This window comes from Williamsia muralis (assembly GCF_051487485.1).
GTDB lineage: Bacteria > Actinomycetota > Actinomycetes > Mycobacteriales > Mycobacteriaceae > Williamsia > Williamsia muralis_B.
This window is the reverse complement of record NZ_JAHVCV010000004.1, coordinates 144,381-159,285: the sequence shown is the minus strand read 5'-3', so window position 1 is coordinate 159,285 and position 14,905 is coordinate 144,381. Positions and strand designations below refer to the sequence as shown.

The window sequence follows — 14,905 nt, the reverse complement described above, 5'->3', positions numbered from 1 at the left end:
AAGTCCGGAAATCTATAGGAGTCATTGATGTTTCATGCTGATCCGGTCGACCACGCCGAACCATCGTCAGCGCCGAGACGGCGATCCGCGCTGTCGGTCGTCAGCAGTGTGATCATGAACCTGCTCGCGGTGGGCGGGCTCGCGTGCATCGTGATGGTTGTTCTGGCCGTGGTGTTCAACGTCTCGCTCATCATGTTCAAGACCGGGTCGATGGCGCCGTCCATCCCGGCGGGATCGCTGGCCGTCGTGCAGACGGTGCCGGCGGCGTCTGTGGAAGTGGGCGACGTGGTCACCGTCAAACGGCCGGGTCAGTTGCCGATCACGCACCGGGTGATCAAGACCTCGCCGGGCGCCGACGGCACAACGATGCTCGAAATGCGTGGTGATGCCAATTCATTCGACGACCCGGGTGGCTATCAGGTGAAGGAGGTACGCAAGGTCCTATGGTCGGTACCGGGTCTTGCCAAGGGCGTCATCTGGCTGTCGAATCCGTTTGTCTTACTGGCGATCACCATTGGCGCTGCGTTGCTGGTGCTGTGGGCCTTCTGGCCGCGAAAGAACGAGGACGACGTCGATCCCGATGATGGCGTTTCCGGCGCCCGGATCTCAGTGCCCGAACGTGGTGCGGGCGCCCAGTCGCGGATCGAGGCCTGAACAGTGGGTGGCCATCACGGCAAGGCGCTCACCGACAGAGGTGCTGGGCAGCGGCACCGCCGACGTCTCATCGGGGTGGCGGCACTGGCAATCCTGGCCGTCGTCGGCGCGTCCGCACTGACCGGGGCGTTCGCCGACCGGACTCTGGCCGCCTGGGGAGACAAAGTCTGGGGGGCAAGCACATTCGGTGTCGACCCGGCATACGTACCCACAGGGTGGGCACGGGCATCAGCGGGAGCGGGCACCATCGAGCGCCCCAGCCGTTCACCGCTGAGCACGGTTGCTACATTGTCGGGTGGCTCGGTGACCCGTGCTGCTCCCCAACAGGGGAGTTCGACGTCGTCGAGCACATCGAACGGTGGATTGCCGTGGCCGGGCAGTGTGGACTTCAGCCTGACCTCCTCGCAGTGTGCGCGCCACGCTGCCGGGGCACAGTGTGGATCTCCGCCGGCCGACGCCATTTCGAGCGCAGCCACCAGGACATCGAATCTGAACTTCAAATACGAAGGCGACGGTTTACTTGGGGTGAGCTTGTTGGGGGTCAGCAGTCCCGTTGGATTGTCGACTTCTTGTCGACCGGGTCAGCTACTGGCTCCGACCCCCAGCGGGCGGGTGACATTTCTTTACAACGGATTGTTCGTGCGCGAAGTTTCCGTTCCGACTGTCGCCAACGGGCCGCCCAGCTACGGGGTAGGAACGGTACGGGAGATGTGGATCTGGTGGAAGGTCGACCAGACTGCGACCTCCATCCGGTCTGAGCTGATCATGACGTGGACCCAGCCACGCGTGCTCGCGACGCTGACTCCGGAAGTGAATCTGCGCAACGTTGTCCTCGCCCGCGCCGAATGCGGCACCGCAGGTCAGCCCCCGCCGCTGAGCGCCCCGTCGGCGCTGAGTTCGCGCCAGGCGGCGCAGGCCACGTGTCCGGCCGTTGTGCCTGCCGGGGGCGAGGAAATAGCCGCTCCCACCACGACGACAGGCACCCCGACCACCACGCCGGCCCCGCCCGCTGTGGACGCTGACCAGGACGCGCCAGTAGATGACGCGCCAGTAGATGACGGGACAGCCGACTGCGGTGGTACTGACCCCGCAACTTCTACTGCTGATCCGAGCCCGGCCGGTACGCCGATCAACACGCCATCACCTGACGAAACAGGCTCGACCACAACCACGTCCGACACTGCTGAGGCCATGCCGGTGAGACCGCCGCCGGAAGGTCCGGTCGATACCGCAGAACCCTCACCACCGCTGATGGTCCCGGTCGGGCCCACCACACCCTCACCCGGGGAAGAGTTCGCCCTTGTCGGCACGGATGGTGCTGACTTGGGCGCAGCGCGTATCGACGAGGTGCTTGTTGACCAGAGCTGCAACACTTCTCCCGCGGTGACCGTGGCGGTGCGCATGACGGTGACCCCGTCAACGCAAACCGGTGACTACGCGCTGGATGGTATGGAGTCGTCTCAGTTCAGTCAGGGCAACGGTTCTGGCACGTCGGTTTCGAGCTGGGGTCAGCCGTGTGGATCTCTCGGGCAAACGCTTTCCTCTTTGACTCCAGGCCAAACCTCCGCCGGCTGGGTGATCTTCGCGGTCCCCGATCCTGTCGCGCCCGTGCTGTGGCGACCGAACGGCACAGCTGGATGGGTGATATCGCTGCCGGTCCTGGCGGCGTCGCCGTCCGAGGCCCCGTCCCCGCCACCCACATCAGAGTTGCCTACCTCACCGTCGGCCTCGCCGCCGTCGGCGTCTCCGGACTCTGAGCAGAGCGAGGGGAGCGACAAGGAGATACCGGGATCAACCGAGCCGGATGAGTGACTCGAGACGTGAATCGTCTGTGACGCAAGCTAATCGAACAGCGACACTCACGGCAGTTCGGCGAGCATTCGATCTACCGCTCGCGTTGTGCCGTCGCCGGAGGCAAGACGGTCACCGATCGCCTGCGCCGATGTGGAATAGCCGGGCTCGTCGAGGATCCGCGACAACGCCGAGGCGATACGAGCGGCCGACGCCTTTTTCCGCAGGACGATTCCCGCACCCGCTCTGGCCACCGATCGACCCACCATCGGCTGGTCCAACAGTGGGTGCATCGGCATCACGATGAGTGGAAGTCCGTGGGCAAGGGCCTGGAACGTTGTCGAGTGTCCACCGTGACCGATGACCGCGACGCACTCCGGCAGGACGTCGGCATGCGGGACGAACTCATGGAGCTCGGCGTTGGCGGGCACGCGCAACCGGGACGGGTCGATGGCGGGCCCGGTGGTGGCAATCAGCCGGATGGGCAGGGTGGCCGAAGCGTCAAGGATGTTCTGCATGGTCTGCTGCTGGGCCGGGAAATAGGTGGTGCTCAAGCTGGCCAACACCGTTGGGGGAGTGCGCGGGGTGAGGGGTCTGGCGGCCGGTTCGGCGGGCCCGGCCCAGAAGATGTTGCCTGCTGCGCCGTGTCGGCGGCCGGCAGGATCGAGTGCCTGGTCGGAGATCACCACCTGCAGATCCGTGGAACCCCAGATCCGACGTGAACTCAAGCCGCGCAGCCGGGCGACCACTCCGATGGGGCCGCGGCGCCACGGCCCGTCGAGATAGGCGTAGTAGGCGTGGAACAGGGCGATGGTCGGCTGCGGCTGAGCGTTCAGCGCGGACATCACCGGCAACAGCATGCAATCGACAACCACCAGGTCGGCCGCACGTGAGGCAGTGACGGCGTCATCAACCAGAGTCCGGGCGGTGAAGAGCGCGAGGTAGCCCCACAGCGTGGACGCGGTGCTCTTGTGTCGGCTGGACGACCACGACGGCGCGTTCGAGTACGCAATGAACTCGAACTCGGCGGCCTCGACCTTGCGCCTCTGCTGTGCGTGGCCGAGAACGGTCACGTGGTGACCCCGCCGGGCGAACTCCCGCCCGAGCGTGATGACCGGCGGAAAGTTCCCTCCCGCGTCGAAGGTGACAAACAGAATCCGGGCGGGCTGGGTCGGCGTCGGCACGGCCTGAGCTTATGCAGCCGCGAGTATCGCCGACACCATTCGCGATACCCGGCGCTGCGCTGTGCTCCTCGACAACGTGCGGTCACGGCACAGCAGCTTCCAGGTGTACACATCGGTCGCCACCACCAGCATGTCGATGAGCTCGGTCCGTGCCGCAGCGGACCGGTCGGCCAGCTGTGGGGCGAAGACGGTACTCACCCACGCGCGGTGGGCCTGACGTTCGGATTCGGTGAGCTGGGCGGCGCGGCGGTCCCACCCCTCCTGACCCAGGAGCATGATCACCGCGTCCCCATGGGCGTCGAAGTGGTCGAACAGCACCTCCAGAGCGGCCCGGACGTCGCCCGGGGGACTGGATCGATGTGATCGGAGTTGTTCGGCGACGAACTCTGTGACGGCATCGAGCAGACCATCACGGCTACCGAATTGGCGCAGGACGGTCTGCACACTCACGCCCGCCCGCGCGGCGACCTCAGGGAGCACAATCGTTGCGAACGGCTTCTCACCGGCGAGTGCGACGGTGGCCTCCAGTGCCCGCCGCCGGGTCAGACCGGCGGACTCGGCACGCGAACGCATGACGTAGTTTCGCGTCGTTTTCATCGGATCCGACGCTAACCGTCGAGTCATTTCGTGTCAACGTGCGCTACCTCGAAATGAGGTCCTCACATGAATCTCGCCCGGACCGCGGGTGCGGTCCGGGCGAGATCGGTTCAAGCTGGGGTCAGCTGTAGAGGTACTGCCCGCAAACGGGCCAAGCGCCGACACCCTGCGAGGCGAGCACGTTCTCGGCCACTCGGATCTGCTCCTCACGGCTTGCGTCCGACGCAACGCCGACGCCGCCATTGGCCTCCCAGGTCGACTGGCTGAACTGGAGTCCGCCGTAGTAGCCGTTGCCGGTGTTGATGGCCCAGTTCCCGCCGCTCTCGCATTGTGCGACGGCGTCCCAGTTGTGGGCACCTTCGGCCGAGGCAGTTGCTGCGAACGCACCCATCGGTGCGAGCGTCAGGGCTCCGGCGATCGCCGTGCGGGCGGCAAGCTTGCGCATGTTGGTCATGGTTCCTCCTCTGCCGCTTGCCCAGACTTCAGGCGAGCGGGATCGTTGTTTCCAGGACTTTCGTGTTGCCGTCTTCTACGACACGTTCAGCGACGCTACGTACTCGAAGGGTTGAGGTCACGTCGGGGTGTTGGGTACAAACGTACGGTTCGGGCACTTGATGTTTCGTCGTCAATGCTGGTCAGATCGGTGTTCTCGAGGCGTTGCAGGCCGGGGATGCAATCGAGAAAATGTGATCGTCGCCACGGGTCAAATGTGATGTGGCACATGCTCCGGGCGGGCGGATCACGCCTCAAACCGCGCCCGAGGCAACAAAAAACCCCGTCCGTACCCCTCGATGCGGACGGGGTCCTTCGTCCATCAGATCACTTGAGTTCTGCGCTCGTCTTCCCGAGAACTCGACGTGCGATGATCAGGTTCTGGATCTGCTGGGTTCCCTCGAAGATATCGAGGATCTTCGAATCGCGGGCCCATTTCTCCAAAAGGGAGCGTTCCGAATAACCAAGGCTGCCCGCCAGTTCGACGGCCTTGGTGGTCACGTCGGTGACCGTGCGCCCAGCCTTCGCCTTCGACATCGAAGCCTCTTTGGAGTTCGGCTCCTTGTTGTCGGCCATCCACGCTGCCCGCAGTGAATGCAGGTATGCGGCTTCGAAATCCGATTCCATCCGGATGAACTCTGCTGCAGCGGCGTGCTGGTTGTTGGCCGGCTTGTCGTAGTCGATGTCCACGCCTGCTTCTTCGAGCAGTGCTCGGAGCTCCTCGAGCGCCGCCCGCGTCAGACCGACCGCCATTCCCGCAACCATCGGGCGGGTGTTGTCGAAGGTCTGCATGACCCCGCCGAAACCCTTCTTGGTGTCGACTTCTGGTGAGCCCAAGAGGTTTTCGGCCGGGACGCGGCAGTTCTCGAAACGGATCGCGGCAGTGTCGGAAGCCTTGATGCCGAGCTTGTGCTCGAGACGTTCGATCGTCACACCTTCGTGTTCACGGGGAACGACAAAGCTCTTGATCGCCGCACGGCCGGCGCTCTTGTCCACGGTGGCCCAGACGACAATGTGGTCGGCGCGGGATCCGGCTGTCACATAGATCTTTTCGCCGTTGATGATGTAGTCGTCGCCGTCCCGGGTCGCGGTGGTCGAGACCGCGGCAGAGTCGGAGCCGAAGCTGGGTTCGGTGATGGCCATCGCTGCCCATACCTTGCCGAACTTCTGGAGCTGCTCTTCGGAGGCGACGGCCGCGATGGCGGCGTTGCCCAACCCCTGATAGGGGATCGACAGCATCAGACCGACGTCGCCCCACGAGGTTTCCATCGTGTTGAGCACCGACTGCATGTTGCCGCCGTTGACGATTGCGCCAGCGGGGAGTTCTTTCTTGTTCTTCTGCTGGCTACGTCCGCCGTCGGCGCCGGCTCCGGCGGCTCCCGCTTCATTGAGCCCGTCGTACAGACTCGCCAGGGTGTCGAGCTCGACCGGGTAGTCGTGTTCGCGGAGGTCGTACTTACGTGAGATGGGCCGGAAGATCTGCGCCGCAGCCTGATGGGCCTGGTCGACCGTCTGATGCAGCTTCCGGGGAAGTTCGAGATTGATTGCCATGGCTTGATGTCTTTCTGTGCAAGTGTGTCGGGTCGGATGGGGGAGCGGTCGTCAGATGACGACGATGCCCTCGCCGATGGCCGCACCGCGCAGATCGCGGAACCAGCGCTCGACCGGATGTTCCTTGGTGAAGCCGTGTCCGCCGAGCAATTGCACTCCGTCCGAACCGATCTGCATACCCTTGTCCGCGGTGAGCTTGCGGGCCAGCGCCGCTTCTCGGGCGAAAGACAGTCCCTGCTCGGCGCGAGCAGCTCCACGCAGGGTGACAAGCCGGATCGAATCGAGCTCGGTCGCCATGTTAGCGACCATGAATGCCACGGCCTGACGGTTGGAGATCGGCTCCCCGAACGCCTCTCGCTCGTTGACATACGGGATGACGTAGTCGAGGACGGCATGGGCTGTACCGACTGCCAGCGAAGACCAACCGAGCCGGGCCAGCCGGACCACGTCGCGGTAGTCGGCGAAGGCGCTGTCGCCTTCTTCTTCACCGAGCAATGCGGTGGCCGGCACGGTCACGTCGGTGAGCAGCAGTCGGCCGATGCCGGCGGCGCGCACACCCATACCGGGATCTGCCTCCACGACAAGACCTTTGGAGTTCGACTCGACGATGAACAGAGCGGGGCGGCCATCGAGCTGTGCGCCGATGATGAACAGTTCCGAAGACGCCGCAGCAGGCACAAACGACTTCACGCCGTTGAGGCGGTAGCCGCTGGGTACCCGGGTTGCCTTGGTCTGCAGCGACATTGCGTCGAACAGCGGCCGTGGCTCGGCGATGACGACGGCGGCCTGGGGCACGTTCTCGCCCGCGAAGTCCGGCAGGTAGGTCTTCTGCTGCGCGTCGCTGCCGAACTGGGTGAGCGTGGTGGCGACACCGCTGGGTGCCAGCAGCGGCAGTGCCAAGCCCATGTCGCCATACGCCATCGCCTCGGCGACGAGCGAGTTGGTCACCACGCCACGCTCGGTGGCGGCGCCCTCGAACTCTTCGGGCACGTTGATCATCGTGATGCCGAGTTCGGCACTGCGAGCGAGGATCTCGGGTGGGGCAGCGGCTGCGGCGTCGGCGTCGTGGGCTGCGGGGCGCAAGATCTCGCCCGCGAATTCCTTGACGGTGTCCGCGATCATCTTCTGTTCGTCGTCGGGGAACAGGTTGAAGTAGTCCTTGGGTGTGGTGGACAGGCGCTTCGCCTTGTCGCCACCCTGGGCGCGGGAAAAGGCGCGGGTTGCGGCGCCGATCGTCTTGAACCCGGTCTTGGTTCCCTCGTACGCGATGCGATTCAGTGGTTCGCGGATCTTGTACTTGTCGGCGAAATCGGAGCCGGTCACCGTGGTCAGGACTCGCATCGCTGCTCCGATGGCGCTGCGGCGGTGGGGGTTCTTGCCCACAGCGGAGGTGTCGCGGGGCTCGGTATGAGTGCTCATTCTCACCAGCTTGTCTTCTACGTGTTGGGCGTGAGGTGTCGGTCGGAAGACCGCGTCTCACCGATCTTACCGGTCGGTAAGAAAGCGGACAGCACGGACCTTACTACTCAGTAAGGTCGGTTGTCACGCGCCCGTTCGGGCCGGCCGCCGCAGAAGGGTGCAACTACCAACCGATTAGCAATGCGAACTATTGTTTGCGCAGCTCACGAGGATTTTGACCGGCCGTCATTCAAATGTTCAGAAAATGGTCCAGGACCAGCGCAAGCCCGGTCCCGTGCCATATCCTGCTCCTCATGACACAACCTCCTCCCGGGTATCCGGCACCGCCACCCCAGCCGCAGGGCGGCCCGTACAACGACACCTTCTACGCTTCGATCTTCGGCCAGGAGCAGGGCCCGATGGGGTACCAGGACCTCGCCGGGCTTGTCCGCTCCGGACAGGTCAAGCCCGAGACGCAGGTGCGCACCCAGTCGAGCAACTGGTTCCCTGTTTCTCAGGTGCCCGGCCTGTTCTCTGACAAGGAATGGCTCACTACATTATTAATCTCCCTGTTTGTGGGCGGTTTCGGCGTCGACCGCTTCTACCTCGGTTACACGGGGTTGGGAGTCGCCAAATTGCTCACCTGTGGCGGTCTCGGAATCTGGAGTCTCATCGACCTCATCCTGATCGCCATGCGCAAGCTCCCAGACTCCAACGGTCTGCCCCTTAAGTGAATACTGCTGCGACTAATGTCAACGTCGTTCACCTACAAGTGGAGGCCTAATCACCATAGGTGATTAGGCCGCTGTAACTGTCTTGTGCGCAGCGCTTTTCGCTTATGGTGTGTGATATGACGCAACCTCCTGTACCGCCTTATCTACCGCCGCCCCCAGGCGGCATGCCAAATGACATCTACAGCCAGACGTACTACGTGTCTGTTCTCGGGCAGGAACAGCGCCCGTGTAGTTATCGGGACCTACAGGGTCTCGCTCGCTCGGGTCAACTTGCACCGAATGCTCAGGTCCGAACCGAACAGAGCAACTGGTTTCCAGTCAGCCAGGTGCCAGGCATATTCTCTGACAAGGATTGGTTGACGACCCTTCTCTTGTCGATTTTTCTCGGGTGGCTGGGCGTCGACCGCTTCTACGTCGGGCAGACTGGACTCGGAATTCTCAAGCTGCTGACTTGCGGGGGCCTCTACATCTGGTGGCTTATCGACATCATCTTGATTGCGGTCCGGAAGTTTCCGGACTCGAATGGTCTACCGCTGAAGTGACGGCCAAGCCCACAACCTACCGGCGGCAGTCCGAACGAAATGTTCGGGTTGCCGCCGGTCTCGGTCTGGGTGCGGTCGCCACGGCGTTCCTGATCAGCCCCGCTCTCAGCACATCGGGGCCCACGCTGTGCCCGGTACGGCTGGTCACCGGGCTGCCTTGCCCCGGTTGCGGGCTCACCCGCAGCTGGACGGCTGCCGCCCACGGCCAGTTCTCTGATGCATTCGCCTACAACTTCTTCGGCCCGATCAGCCTTGCCGCGACCATCGTGTTCGTAGCGCTCGCCGGCGTTCTGCTCGCACGGCGACGATCGGTGGCCGGTCTCGCGCGAGCCGTCAAGCATCCCGTTCTCTGGGCGGTGATCGCACTGTGGATCGGGTACGGAATCGCGCGCGTCGTCGACCAGGTCGTCGGTGGTGGTCTGTTCCCCGACGTCTCGTGATCGGCTGAAGCCGTCACGTCAGGTCGAGCGCGTCCTCCCCGGGCAGGACAACGAAGTCGGTTGCAGGATCACTCATCTCGGACAGCCGGCTGTAGTGCATCTTGAGGCCCGCATTGCCGAGTAGTCCTTGGTGGATGGGGAAGGCCACCCTCGGCGAGACTGCGCGCAGATAGTCGATCGCTTCGCTGATCTTCATCCACGGCGCCATGGTCGGCATGGCCAGCACGTCCACCTCCACGTCCGGCACGAACAGCGAGTCCCCGGGGTGCATCAGTTGTGCCCGACCGACGTCGTCGCCCAGCAGATAGGCCACGTTGTCGATGGTGGGAATGTCGGGGTGGATCACCGCGTGGGTGCCGCCGGTGATGCGAGCCGTGAGGCCGCCGACGGCGAACTCGTCGCCCGGGTGCGCTGCGGTCCACGAGCCTGCGACGTCGTCGTCGTTGAGCTGACGGGTGGTCTGCGGATCCGCGTACAACACCGCGTCGGGATTGCCTGCGACCAGGTCTGGCAACGCCGCGACATCAACGTGGTCGGGGTGCTGGTGCGTGATCAGGATGGCGTCGAGCCCGGTCAGTCCGGTGAACCCGTGTGAGAAGTTGCCGGGATCGAAAAGGATTGTGGTGCCGTCGTGTTCGACCAGGATGCAGGAATGCCCGAAGTGTGTGATCTGCATGGTGTCAGTATGCGCCGTCGCCCTGCCGTAGCGCGGAGAGAACGGCAGCATGCAACGTGCCGTTTGTGGCGATCGCACTTCCGCCGTGGGGGCCGGCCGTTCCGTCGAGCGAGGTGAACGTCCCGCCCGCCTCACGCACCAGGATGTCCAGCGGCGCGAGGTCCCACAAAGACACTTCCGGCTCCGCGGTGATGTCCACCGCGCCTTCGGCAACGAGGCAGTAGTTGTAGAAGTCGCCGTAACCGCGAACCCGCCAGACAGCATCGGTCAAGGCGATGAATTGATCCCGGATCCCGCGGTCGCGCCACCCCGACAGGCTCGAGAACGCGAGGCTCGCCGCGTCGAGTTCGGTCACCTGCGACACCGTGATCGGCCGCGCCGAGCCGTCCGGACGCTGCGCGAACGCGCCCTCGCCCGCTGAAGCCCACCACCGGCGCGCGAGAGCGGGCGCGCTGATCACACCCACCTGCGGCACCCCGTCGACGAGGAGCGCGACCAGGGTGGCCCAGACCGGCACCCCGCGCACGAAATTCTTTGTGCCGTCGATCGGATCGATCACCCATTGGCGACCGCTGATCTGCGCCTCGCCGCCGAACTCTTCGCCGAGAACCGCGTCGTCCGGGCGCAGGTCCGCGAGCCTCTCCCGCAGCATCGTCTCGACGGCGAGGTCGGCGTCGGACACCGGGGTCAGATCGGGTTTGGAGTCGACGCGCAGATCCACCGCGCCGAAACGGTCGATGGTGATGGCGTCGGCGGCGTCGGCCAGTGTCAGCGCCACGTCGAGGTCGGACTGCGTCGGCGAGGTCATGGACGCTAAAACTACAGAACACCCGCTTACCGGCCGATGTCGCCAGGTCGTCCGGCTAACCTGAACTCAACCGACAGGCGTGCCGCGAACGACCCGACCGGCGACCGCTTCCGACCCCAGGAGTGCGATTTCATGTGGTTCTCGATCATCATCACGCTGATGCTCGCCGGGTTGCTCGCGGTGCTGTTGATCCAGTGGCAACGCGGACGGTCCGGTGGCGCCGCTGCCCCTCGCGAGGGCAGCGCCGCGTTCACCGATCGGGTGCCCGGCACCCTCACGCTGACCGGCGTGGCAGACAAACCCGTCGAAGGTGACAAGAACCACCAAGCCTTCTGCACTGTCTCGGGCACGATCACCGGGCCGGACACCGCCCCGACCGATGTCTACGGCCGCTTCGTGATGCCGATGTCGTCGGCGTGGCCGCAGATCGGCGACCAGGTCCCGGTCACCTACAAACCGGGTAAGGCCGAATCGACCTGGCAGATCGCCGGGCCGATCGGCGGTGGTCCGGGCACGTCGGGTCCAGACCTGCACAAGCACTGATCCTCGAGAGTCCCGCTGCGGCGGTCGCCGCCATGGTCTGCAAGGACCGGTAGCCTGGGTGACCGTGCATCCAGACGTTTCAGCAGACCTCGACGCCCTCGACTCGACCCTCACCACAGTGGAGAAGGTGCTCGACCTCGAGGAGCTCCGGCGACGGATCGACGAACTCGAACACCAGGCCGCCGATCCGGAGCTGTGGAACAACCAGGAACACGCCCAGCAGGTCACCAGCGAGCTGTCCCACGCCCAGGGTGAGCTGCGGCGCGTCTCCGAGCTGAGGCAGCGACTGGAAGACGTGCCACTCCTCTACGAATTGGCCGAATCCGAGGAAGGCGCGTCCCAGACCGAGGCGATGGCCGACGCCGACGCCGAGCGCATCGCACTGCGGGCCGACATCGAGGCGATGGAGGTCAAGACGATGCTGGCGGGTGAATACGACCATCGTGACGCGCTGGTCAACATCCGATCCGGCGCCGGGGGCGTGGACGCCGCGGACTGGGCCGAGATGTTGATGCGCATGTACATCCGCTGGGCGGAGAAGCACAACTACAAGGTCGAGGTGTACGACACCTCCTACGCCGAAGAAGCCGGACTCAAGTCGGCCACCTTCGCGGTCAAGGGGCCGTACATGTACGGCACGTTGTCCATCGAGATGGGCACCCATCGGTTGGTGCGGATCAGTCCGTTCGACAACCAGGGGCGCAGGCAGACGTCGTTCGCAGAGGTCGAGGTGCTTCCTGTGGTGGAAACCACAGATCATATCGAGATCCCGGAAACCGAACTGCGCGTTGACGTTTACCGTTCATCCGGACCTGGTGGACAGTCGGTGAACACCACGGACTCCGCTGTGCGTCTGACACACATTCCCACCGGTATCGTGGTGACCTGTCAGAACGAGAAGAGTCAGTTGCAGAACAAGGTAGCCGCCATGCGCGTGCTGCAGGCCAAGCTGCTCGAGCGCAAACGCAAGGAAGAACGCGCCGAGATGGACGCCCTCAAGGGAGACGGCGGATCCAGCTGGGGCAACCAGATGCGGTCATACGTGCTGCATCCCTATCAGATGGTCAAAGACCTACGGACCGAGTTCGAGGTGAACAACCCCACCGCGGTCCTCGACGGCGACATCGACGGCTTCATAGAATCCGGCATCCGGTGGCGGATGGCGCAGAACGCCTGAGGCCGCACAACGCCTGACCGCACCACCCGCCTGAACCGGTGTCCACCGGCCGCGTGCTTCGAGTAGGCGCCCGGACGGTATTGGCTCGATCCCGAACACGACCCGGAGGAGCAACCCGATTTGATGCAAGACCTCGTCGCGCTTGTGACCGCAGCGCCGGAAACCCCGGCCGGAACCAGTCGCTTCGTCCGATGGCTGTCCCTACAGGGACTGAGCATCGTTCTCTGGGTGCTCGGCGCCCTGCTCGCGACCCGATTCATCCAGTGGGTGGTCGGACGGATCACCGCGCGCATCGACTCGCAGTTCACCGAATCCGATGCCCTCGTGCGCTCGGAGGCGATCAAGCATCGCCACTCGGTGGCGCAGATCCTCGCCTGGGCGGCGATCGCGATCGTGTACATCATCGCCGGCTTCAACATCGTGCGGCAGTTCAACGTCCCCATCACCGGATTCGTCGCGCCCGCGACAGTGCTCGGTGCGGCCCTCGGTTTCGGTGCGCAGCGCATCGTGCAGGACCTGCTGTCCGGCTTCTTCATCATCACCGAGAAGCAGTACGGATTCGGTGACGTGGTCAGCCTGGCCATCGTCGGCGCGACCGAACCCGCCGAGGGGACGGTGGAGGACGTCACACTGCGCATCACCAAACTGCGCTCCGCCGATGGCGAGATGATCACCATCCCCAACGGCCAGATCGTCAAGGCCATCAACCTGTCGAAGGACTGGGCACGGTCGGTGGTCGACATTCCGTTGCCGATCGGTGCCGACATGAGCAAGGTGAACGACCTCATCGCCCAGATCGGACACCAGGCGTTCACCGACTCGCGCACCCGCAACCTTCTGCTCGATGAGCCGACCGCGATGGGCGTGATCGACATCGAGGTGGACACCATGACGGTCCGCATCGTCGCCCGCACCCTGCCAGGCAAACAGTTCGAGGTGAGCCGCGACCTCCGCTCGCGCATCGTCCGGGCATTCGGTCGCGCCGGTATCGCGCTGGCCCCGGGCAGCGCCATCGAAACCGATTCCGTGTCACCCGTCGCCGCCGAGGAGGGAAGCCGATGACCGACAACCAGCAGAACCCGGACAACGAGCCGTTGAACTCGGCGAACATCCCCGCCGGCGGTGCGCCCACGCCTGCCGCCCCAGAGGCCGAGGACCGCCCAGCGTGGTGGCATCGGATCCCGCGCACGCTCTTCGGCGGGAGGGTTCGGACCACCACAGCCGCGCTGGTGTTGCTGTTCATCGGCGCGATGCTCCTCTACGGCCAGCGGTCGGAGTACTACAGCAATCTCGACGACGAGAAGGCGCAGGCGACGACCAGCCGGCAGCAGCAGGTCCCCACCACCACACCGCCGCCTCCGGAGACCACCGAGGAGACGACAACCACCGCGACGACAACCACACCCGAGACCACCGAGTCGTCCGTGGAGGTCGAGCCACCCTCGAGCTCGTCGACCATCGAGACCACGGTCCCCACGCAGACCGAGCGGCCCCGGGGCGGGCTGATTCCGGGATTGGAGATCCCCACCCCCAGCATCGCGCGGTGATCCCGGCCCCCGGGCCCGGGCAAGTCTGAGCCGGATGGCCAGGATCCGTGGTTACACTGGCAGACCGTGATCAGCGTCAAGAATGTGACGATGCAATACAAGGCATCGACCAGGCCCGCCTTGCGAGATCTTTCTCTCGAGGTGGACAAGGGCGATTTCGCGTTTCTCATCGGCCCCTCCGGATCAGGCAAATCCACCTTCTTCCGGCTCCTGTTGAAGGAAGACAAACCCACCTCGGGTGATGTTTATGTGGGCGATTTTCACGTGAACAAACTGCCGGGCAGACGCGTGCCGAAGCTTCGCCAGTCCATCGGATGTGTTTTCCAGGACTTCCGGTTGCTGCAGCAGAAGTCGGTGGCCGAGAATGTCGCGTTTGCCCTCGAGGTGATCGGGAAGCCGAAGAGCACCGTGTCGAAGGTGGTTCCGGAAGTCCTCGAGTACGTCGGGCTGTCCGGCAAGGCGGACCGCATGCCTTACGAGCTGTCGGGCGGTGAGATGCAGCGCGTTGCCATCGCTCGCGCTATCGCCAACCGGCCGCTGCTGCTGCTCGCCGACGAGCCCACCGGCAACCTGGATCCCGACACCAGCCGGGAGATCGTCGAGGTGCTCGATCGGGTGAACCGACGCGGGACCACGGTGGTGATGGCAACACACGACCGCCAGATCGTCGATGCGATGCGGCGCCGTGTGCTCGAGTTCAGCAACGGCCGTCTCACCCGTGACGACGCCCATGGCGTCTACGGGCTCGGCGGCTGAGCCGGCTCCGACCCT

The 14,905-nt window shown here is 64.6% G+C and carries 17 protein-coding genes and 1 pseudogene; 11 read left to right on the top strand and 7 right to left on the bottom strand.

The features are described 5' to 3' along the window. The first annotated feature begins 27 nt into the window (after positions 1-27). On the top strand, positions 28-654 hold the full coding sequence (locus KXR83_RS12190) for a signal peptidase I (RefSeq protein WP_437425077.1): 627 nt from the start codon (positions 28-30) through the stop codon (positions 652-654). 3 nt (positions 655-657) lie between these two features. Beyond that, on the top strand, positions 658-2,466 hold the full coding sequence (locus tag KXR83_RS12185) for a hypothetical protein (RefSeq protein WP_437425076.1): 1,809 nt from the start codon (positions 658-660) through the stop codon (positions 2,464-2,466). 47 nt (positions 2,467-2,513) lie between these two features. Here KXR83_RS12185 and KXR83_RS12180 read toward each other — a convergent pair whose 3' ends face one another. The 5 genes from KXR83_RS12180 to KXR83_RS12160 all read right to left on the bottom strand — a co-directional run bounded on the left by KXR83_RS12180 (position 2,514) and on the right by KXR83_RS12160 (position 7,688). Further along, positions 2,514-3,629, bottom strand: coding sequence for a glycosyltransferase (locus tag KXR83_RS12180; protein ID WP_437425075.1), 1,116 nt, complete (start codon positions 3,627-3,629; stop codon positions 2,514-2,516). 9 nt (positions 3,630-3,638) lie between these two features. Then, positions 3,639-4,226, bottom strand: coding sequence for a TetR/AcrR family transcriptional regulator (locus KXR83_RS12175; RefSeq protein ID WP_437425074.1), 588 nt, complete (start codon positions 4,224-4,226; stop codon positions 3,639-3,641). Positions 4,227-4,347: 121 nt separating this feature from the next. After that, a complete protein-coding gene (locus tag KXR83_RS12170) occupies positions 4,348-4,680 on the bottom strand; it encodes a transglycosylase family protein (RefSeq protein WP_062798752.1) in 333 nt (110 codons plus the stop codon). A gap of 365 nt (positions 4,681-5,045) precedes the next feature. Continuing rightward, entirely contained in the window at positions 5,046-6,269 is a 1,224-nt protein-coding gene (locus KXR83_RS12165) for an acyl-CoA dehydrogenase family protein (RefSeq protein WP_437425073.1), read from the bottom strand. Positions 6,270-6,320: 51 nt separating this feature from the next. After that, the gene (locus tag KXR83_RS12160) at positions 6,321-7,688 is read right to left on the bottom strand and encodes an acyl-CoA dehydrogenase family protein (RefSeq protein ID WP_437425072.1); all 1,368 of its coding nucleotides are present in this window, start codon (positions 7,686-7,688) and stop codon (positions 6,321-6,323) included. Between the two features lie 293 nt (positions 7,689-7,981). Here KXR83_RS12160 and KXR83_RS12155 point away from each other — a divergent pair, with 293 nt between their 5' ends. The 4 genes and pseudogenes from KXR83_RS12155 (at position 7,982) to KXR83_RS12140 (ending at position 9,383) form a co-directional block, all read left to right on the top strand. Continuing rightward, entirely contained in the window at positions 7,982-8,401 is a 420-nt protein-coding gene (locus tag KXR83_RS12155; RefSeq protein ID WP_437425071.1) for an NINE protein, read from the top strand. 104 nt (positions 8,402-8,505) lie between these two features. After that, a pseudogene (locus tag KXR83_RS12150) lies at positions 8,506-8,724 on the top strand (hypothetical protein); the annotation flags it as partial. A gap of 33 nt (positions 8,725-8,757) precedes the next feature. After that, positions 8,758-8,943 (top strand): TM2 domain-containing protein, encoded by a 186-nt coding sequence (locus KXR83_RS12145; protein WP_437425363.1) that lies wholly within the window; start codon positions 8,758-8,760, stop codon positions 8,941-8,943. Then, positions 8,940-9,383 (top strand): DUF2752 domain-containing protein, encoded by a 444-nt coding sequence (locus KXR83_RS12140; RefSeq protein ID WP_437425070.1) that lies wholly within the window; start codon positions 8,940-8,942, stop codon positions 9,381-9,383. Before KXR83_RS12145 ends, KXR83_RS12140 begins: the two co-directional genes overlap by 4 nt. Positions 9,384-9,396: 13 nt before the next feature. Here the strand turns inward: KXR83_RS12140 and KXR83_RS12135 are convergent, their stop codons facing one another. Both KXR83_RS12135 and hisN read right to left on the bottom strand, forming a co-directional pair. After that, a complete protein-coding gene (locus KXR83_RS12135; RefSeq protein WP_437425069.1) occupies positions 9,397-10,059 on the bottom strand; it encodes an MBL fold metallo-hydrolase in 663 nt (220 codons plus the stop codon). A gap of 4 nt (positions 10,060-10,063) precedes the next feature. Beyond that, the gene (hisN, locus tag KXR83_RS12130; protein WP_437425068.1) at positions 10,064-10,867 is read right to left on the bottom strand and encodes a histidinol-phosphatase; all 804 of its coding nucleotides are present in this window, start codon (positions 10,865-10,867) and stop codon (positions 10,064-10,066) included. Positions 10,868-10,999: 132 nt separating this feature from the next. On the opposite strand from hisN, the gene KXR83_RS12125 reads away from it, so the two are divergent. The 5 genes from KXR83_RS12125 (at position 11,000) to ftsE (ending at position 14,890) form a co-directional block, all read left to right on the top strand. Then, entirely contained in the window at positions 11,000-11,410 is a 411-nt protein-coding gene (locus KXR83_RS12125; RefSeq protein WP_437425067.1) for a hypothetical protein, read from the top strand. 64 nt (positions 11,411-11,474) lie between these two features. Next, on the top strand, positions 11,475-12,587 hold the full coding sequence (prfB, locus tag KXR83_RS12120; RefSeq protein ID WP_062799180.1) for a peptide chain release factor 2: 1,113 nt from the start codon (positions 11,475-11,477) through the stop codon (positions 12,585-12,587). 123 nt (positions 12,588-12,710) lie between these two features. Beyond that, entirely contained in the window at positions 12,711-13,649 is a 939-nt protein-coding gene (locus KXR83_RS12115; RefSeq protein WP_437425066.1) for a mechanosensitive ion channel family protein, read from the top strand. After that, positions 13,646-14,134 (top strand): hypothetical protein, encoded by a 489-nt coding sequence (locus KXR83_RS12110; RefSeq protein ID WP_437425065.1) that lies wholly within the window; start codon positions 13,646-13,648, stop codon positions 14,132-14,134. Before KXR83_RS12115 ends, KXR83_RS12110 begins: the two co-directional genes overlap by 4 nt. Before the next feature lie 66 nt (positions 14,135-14,200). After that, positions 14,201-14,890, top strand: a complete 690-nt coding sequence (ftsE, locus tag KXR83_RS12105; protein WP_023963123.1) for a cell division ATP-binding protein FtsE — start codon at positions 14,201-14,203, stop codon at positions 14,888-14,890. The last annotated feature ends 15 nt before the right edge of the window (positions 14,891-14,905 follow it).

Coding starts and splice junctions, on each gene's coding strand:
- KXR83_RS12190 (WP_437425077.1), top strand. CDS start 28: ATGTTTCATGCTGATCCGGTCGACCACGCCGAACCATCGTCAGCGCCG.
- KXR83_RS12175 (WP_437425074.1), bottom strand. CDS start 4,226: ATGAAAACGACGCGAAACTACGTCATGCGTTCGCGTGCCGAGTCCGCC.
- KXR83_RS12170 (WP_062798752.1), bottom strand. CDS start 4,680: ATGACCAACATGCGCAAGCTTGCCGCCCGCACGGCGATCGCCGGAGCC.
- KXR83_RS12165 (WP_437425073.1), bottom strand. CDS start 6,269: ATGGCAATCAATCTCGAACTTCCCCGGAAGCTGCATCAGACGGTCGAC.
- KXR83_RS12160 (WP_437425072.1), bottom strand. CDS start 7,688: ATGAGCACTCATACCGAGCCCCGCGACACCTCCGCTGTGGGCAAGAAC.
- KXR83_RS12155 (WP_437425071.1), top strand. CDS start 7,982: ATGACACAACCTCCTCCCGGGTATCCGGCACCGCCACCCCAGCCGCAG.
- KXR83_RS12135 (WP_437425069.1), bottom strand. CDS start 10,059: ATGCAGATCACACACTTCGGGCATTCCTGCATCCTGGTCGAACACGAC.
- hisN (WP_437425068.1), bottom strand. CDS start 10,867: ATGACCTCGCCGACGCAGTCCGACCTCGACGTGGCGCTGACACTGGCC.
- KXR83_RS12125 (WP_437425067.1), top strand. CDS start 11,000: ATGTGGTTCTCGATCATCATCACGCTGATGCTCGCCGGGTTGCTCGCG.
- KXR83_RS12115 (WP_437425066.1), top strand. CDS start 12,711: ATGCAAGACCTCGTCGCGCTTGTGACCGCAGCGCCGGAAACCCCGGCC.
- KXR83_RS12110 (WP_437425065.1), top strand. CDS start 13,646: ATGACCGACAACCAGCAGAACCCGGACAACGAGCCGTTGAACTCGGCG.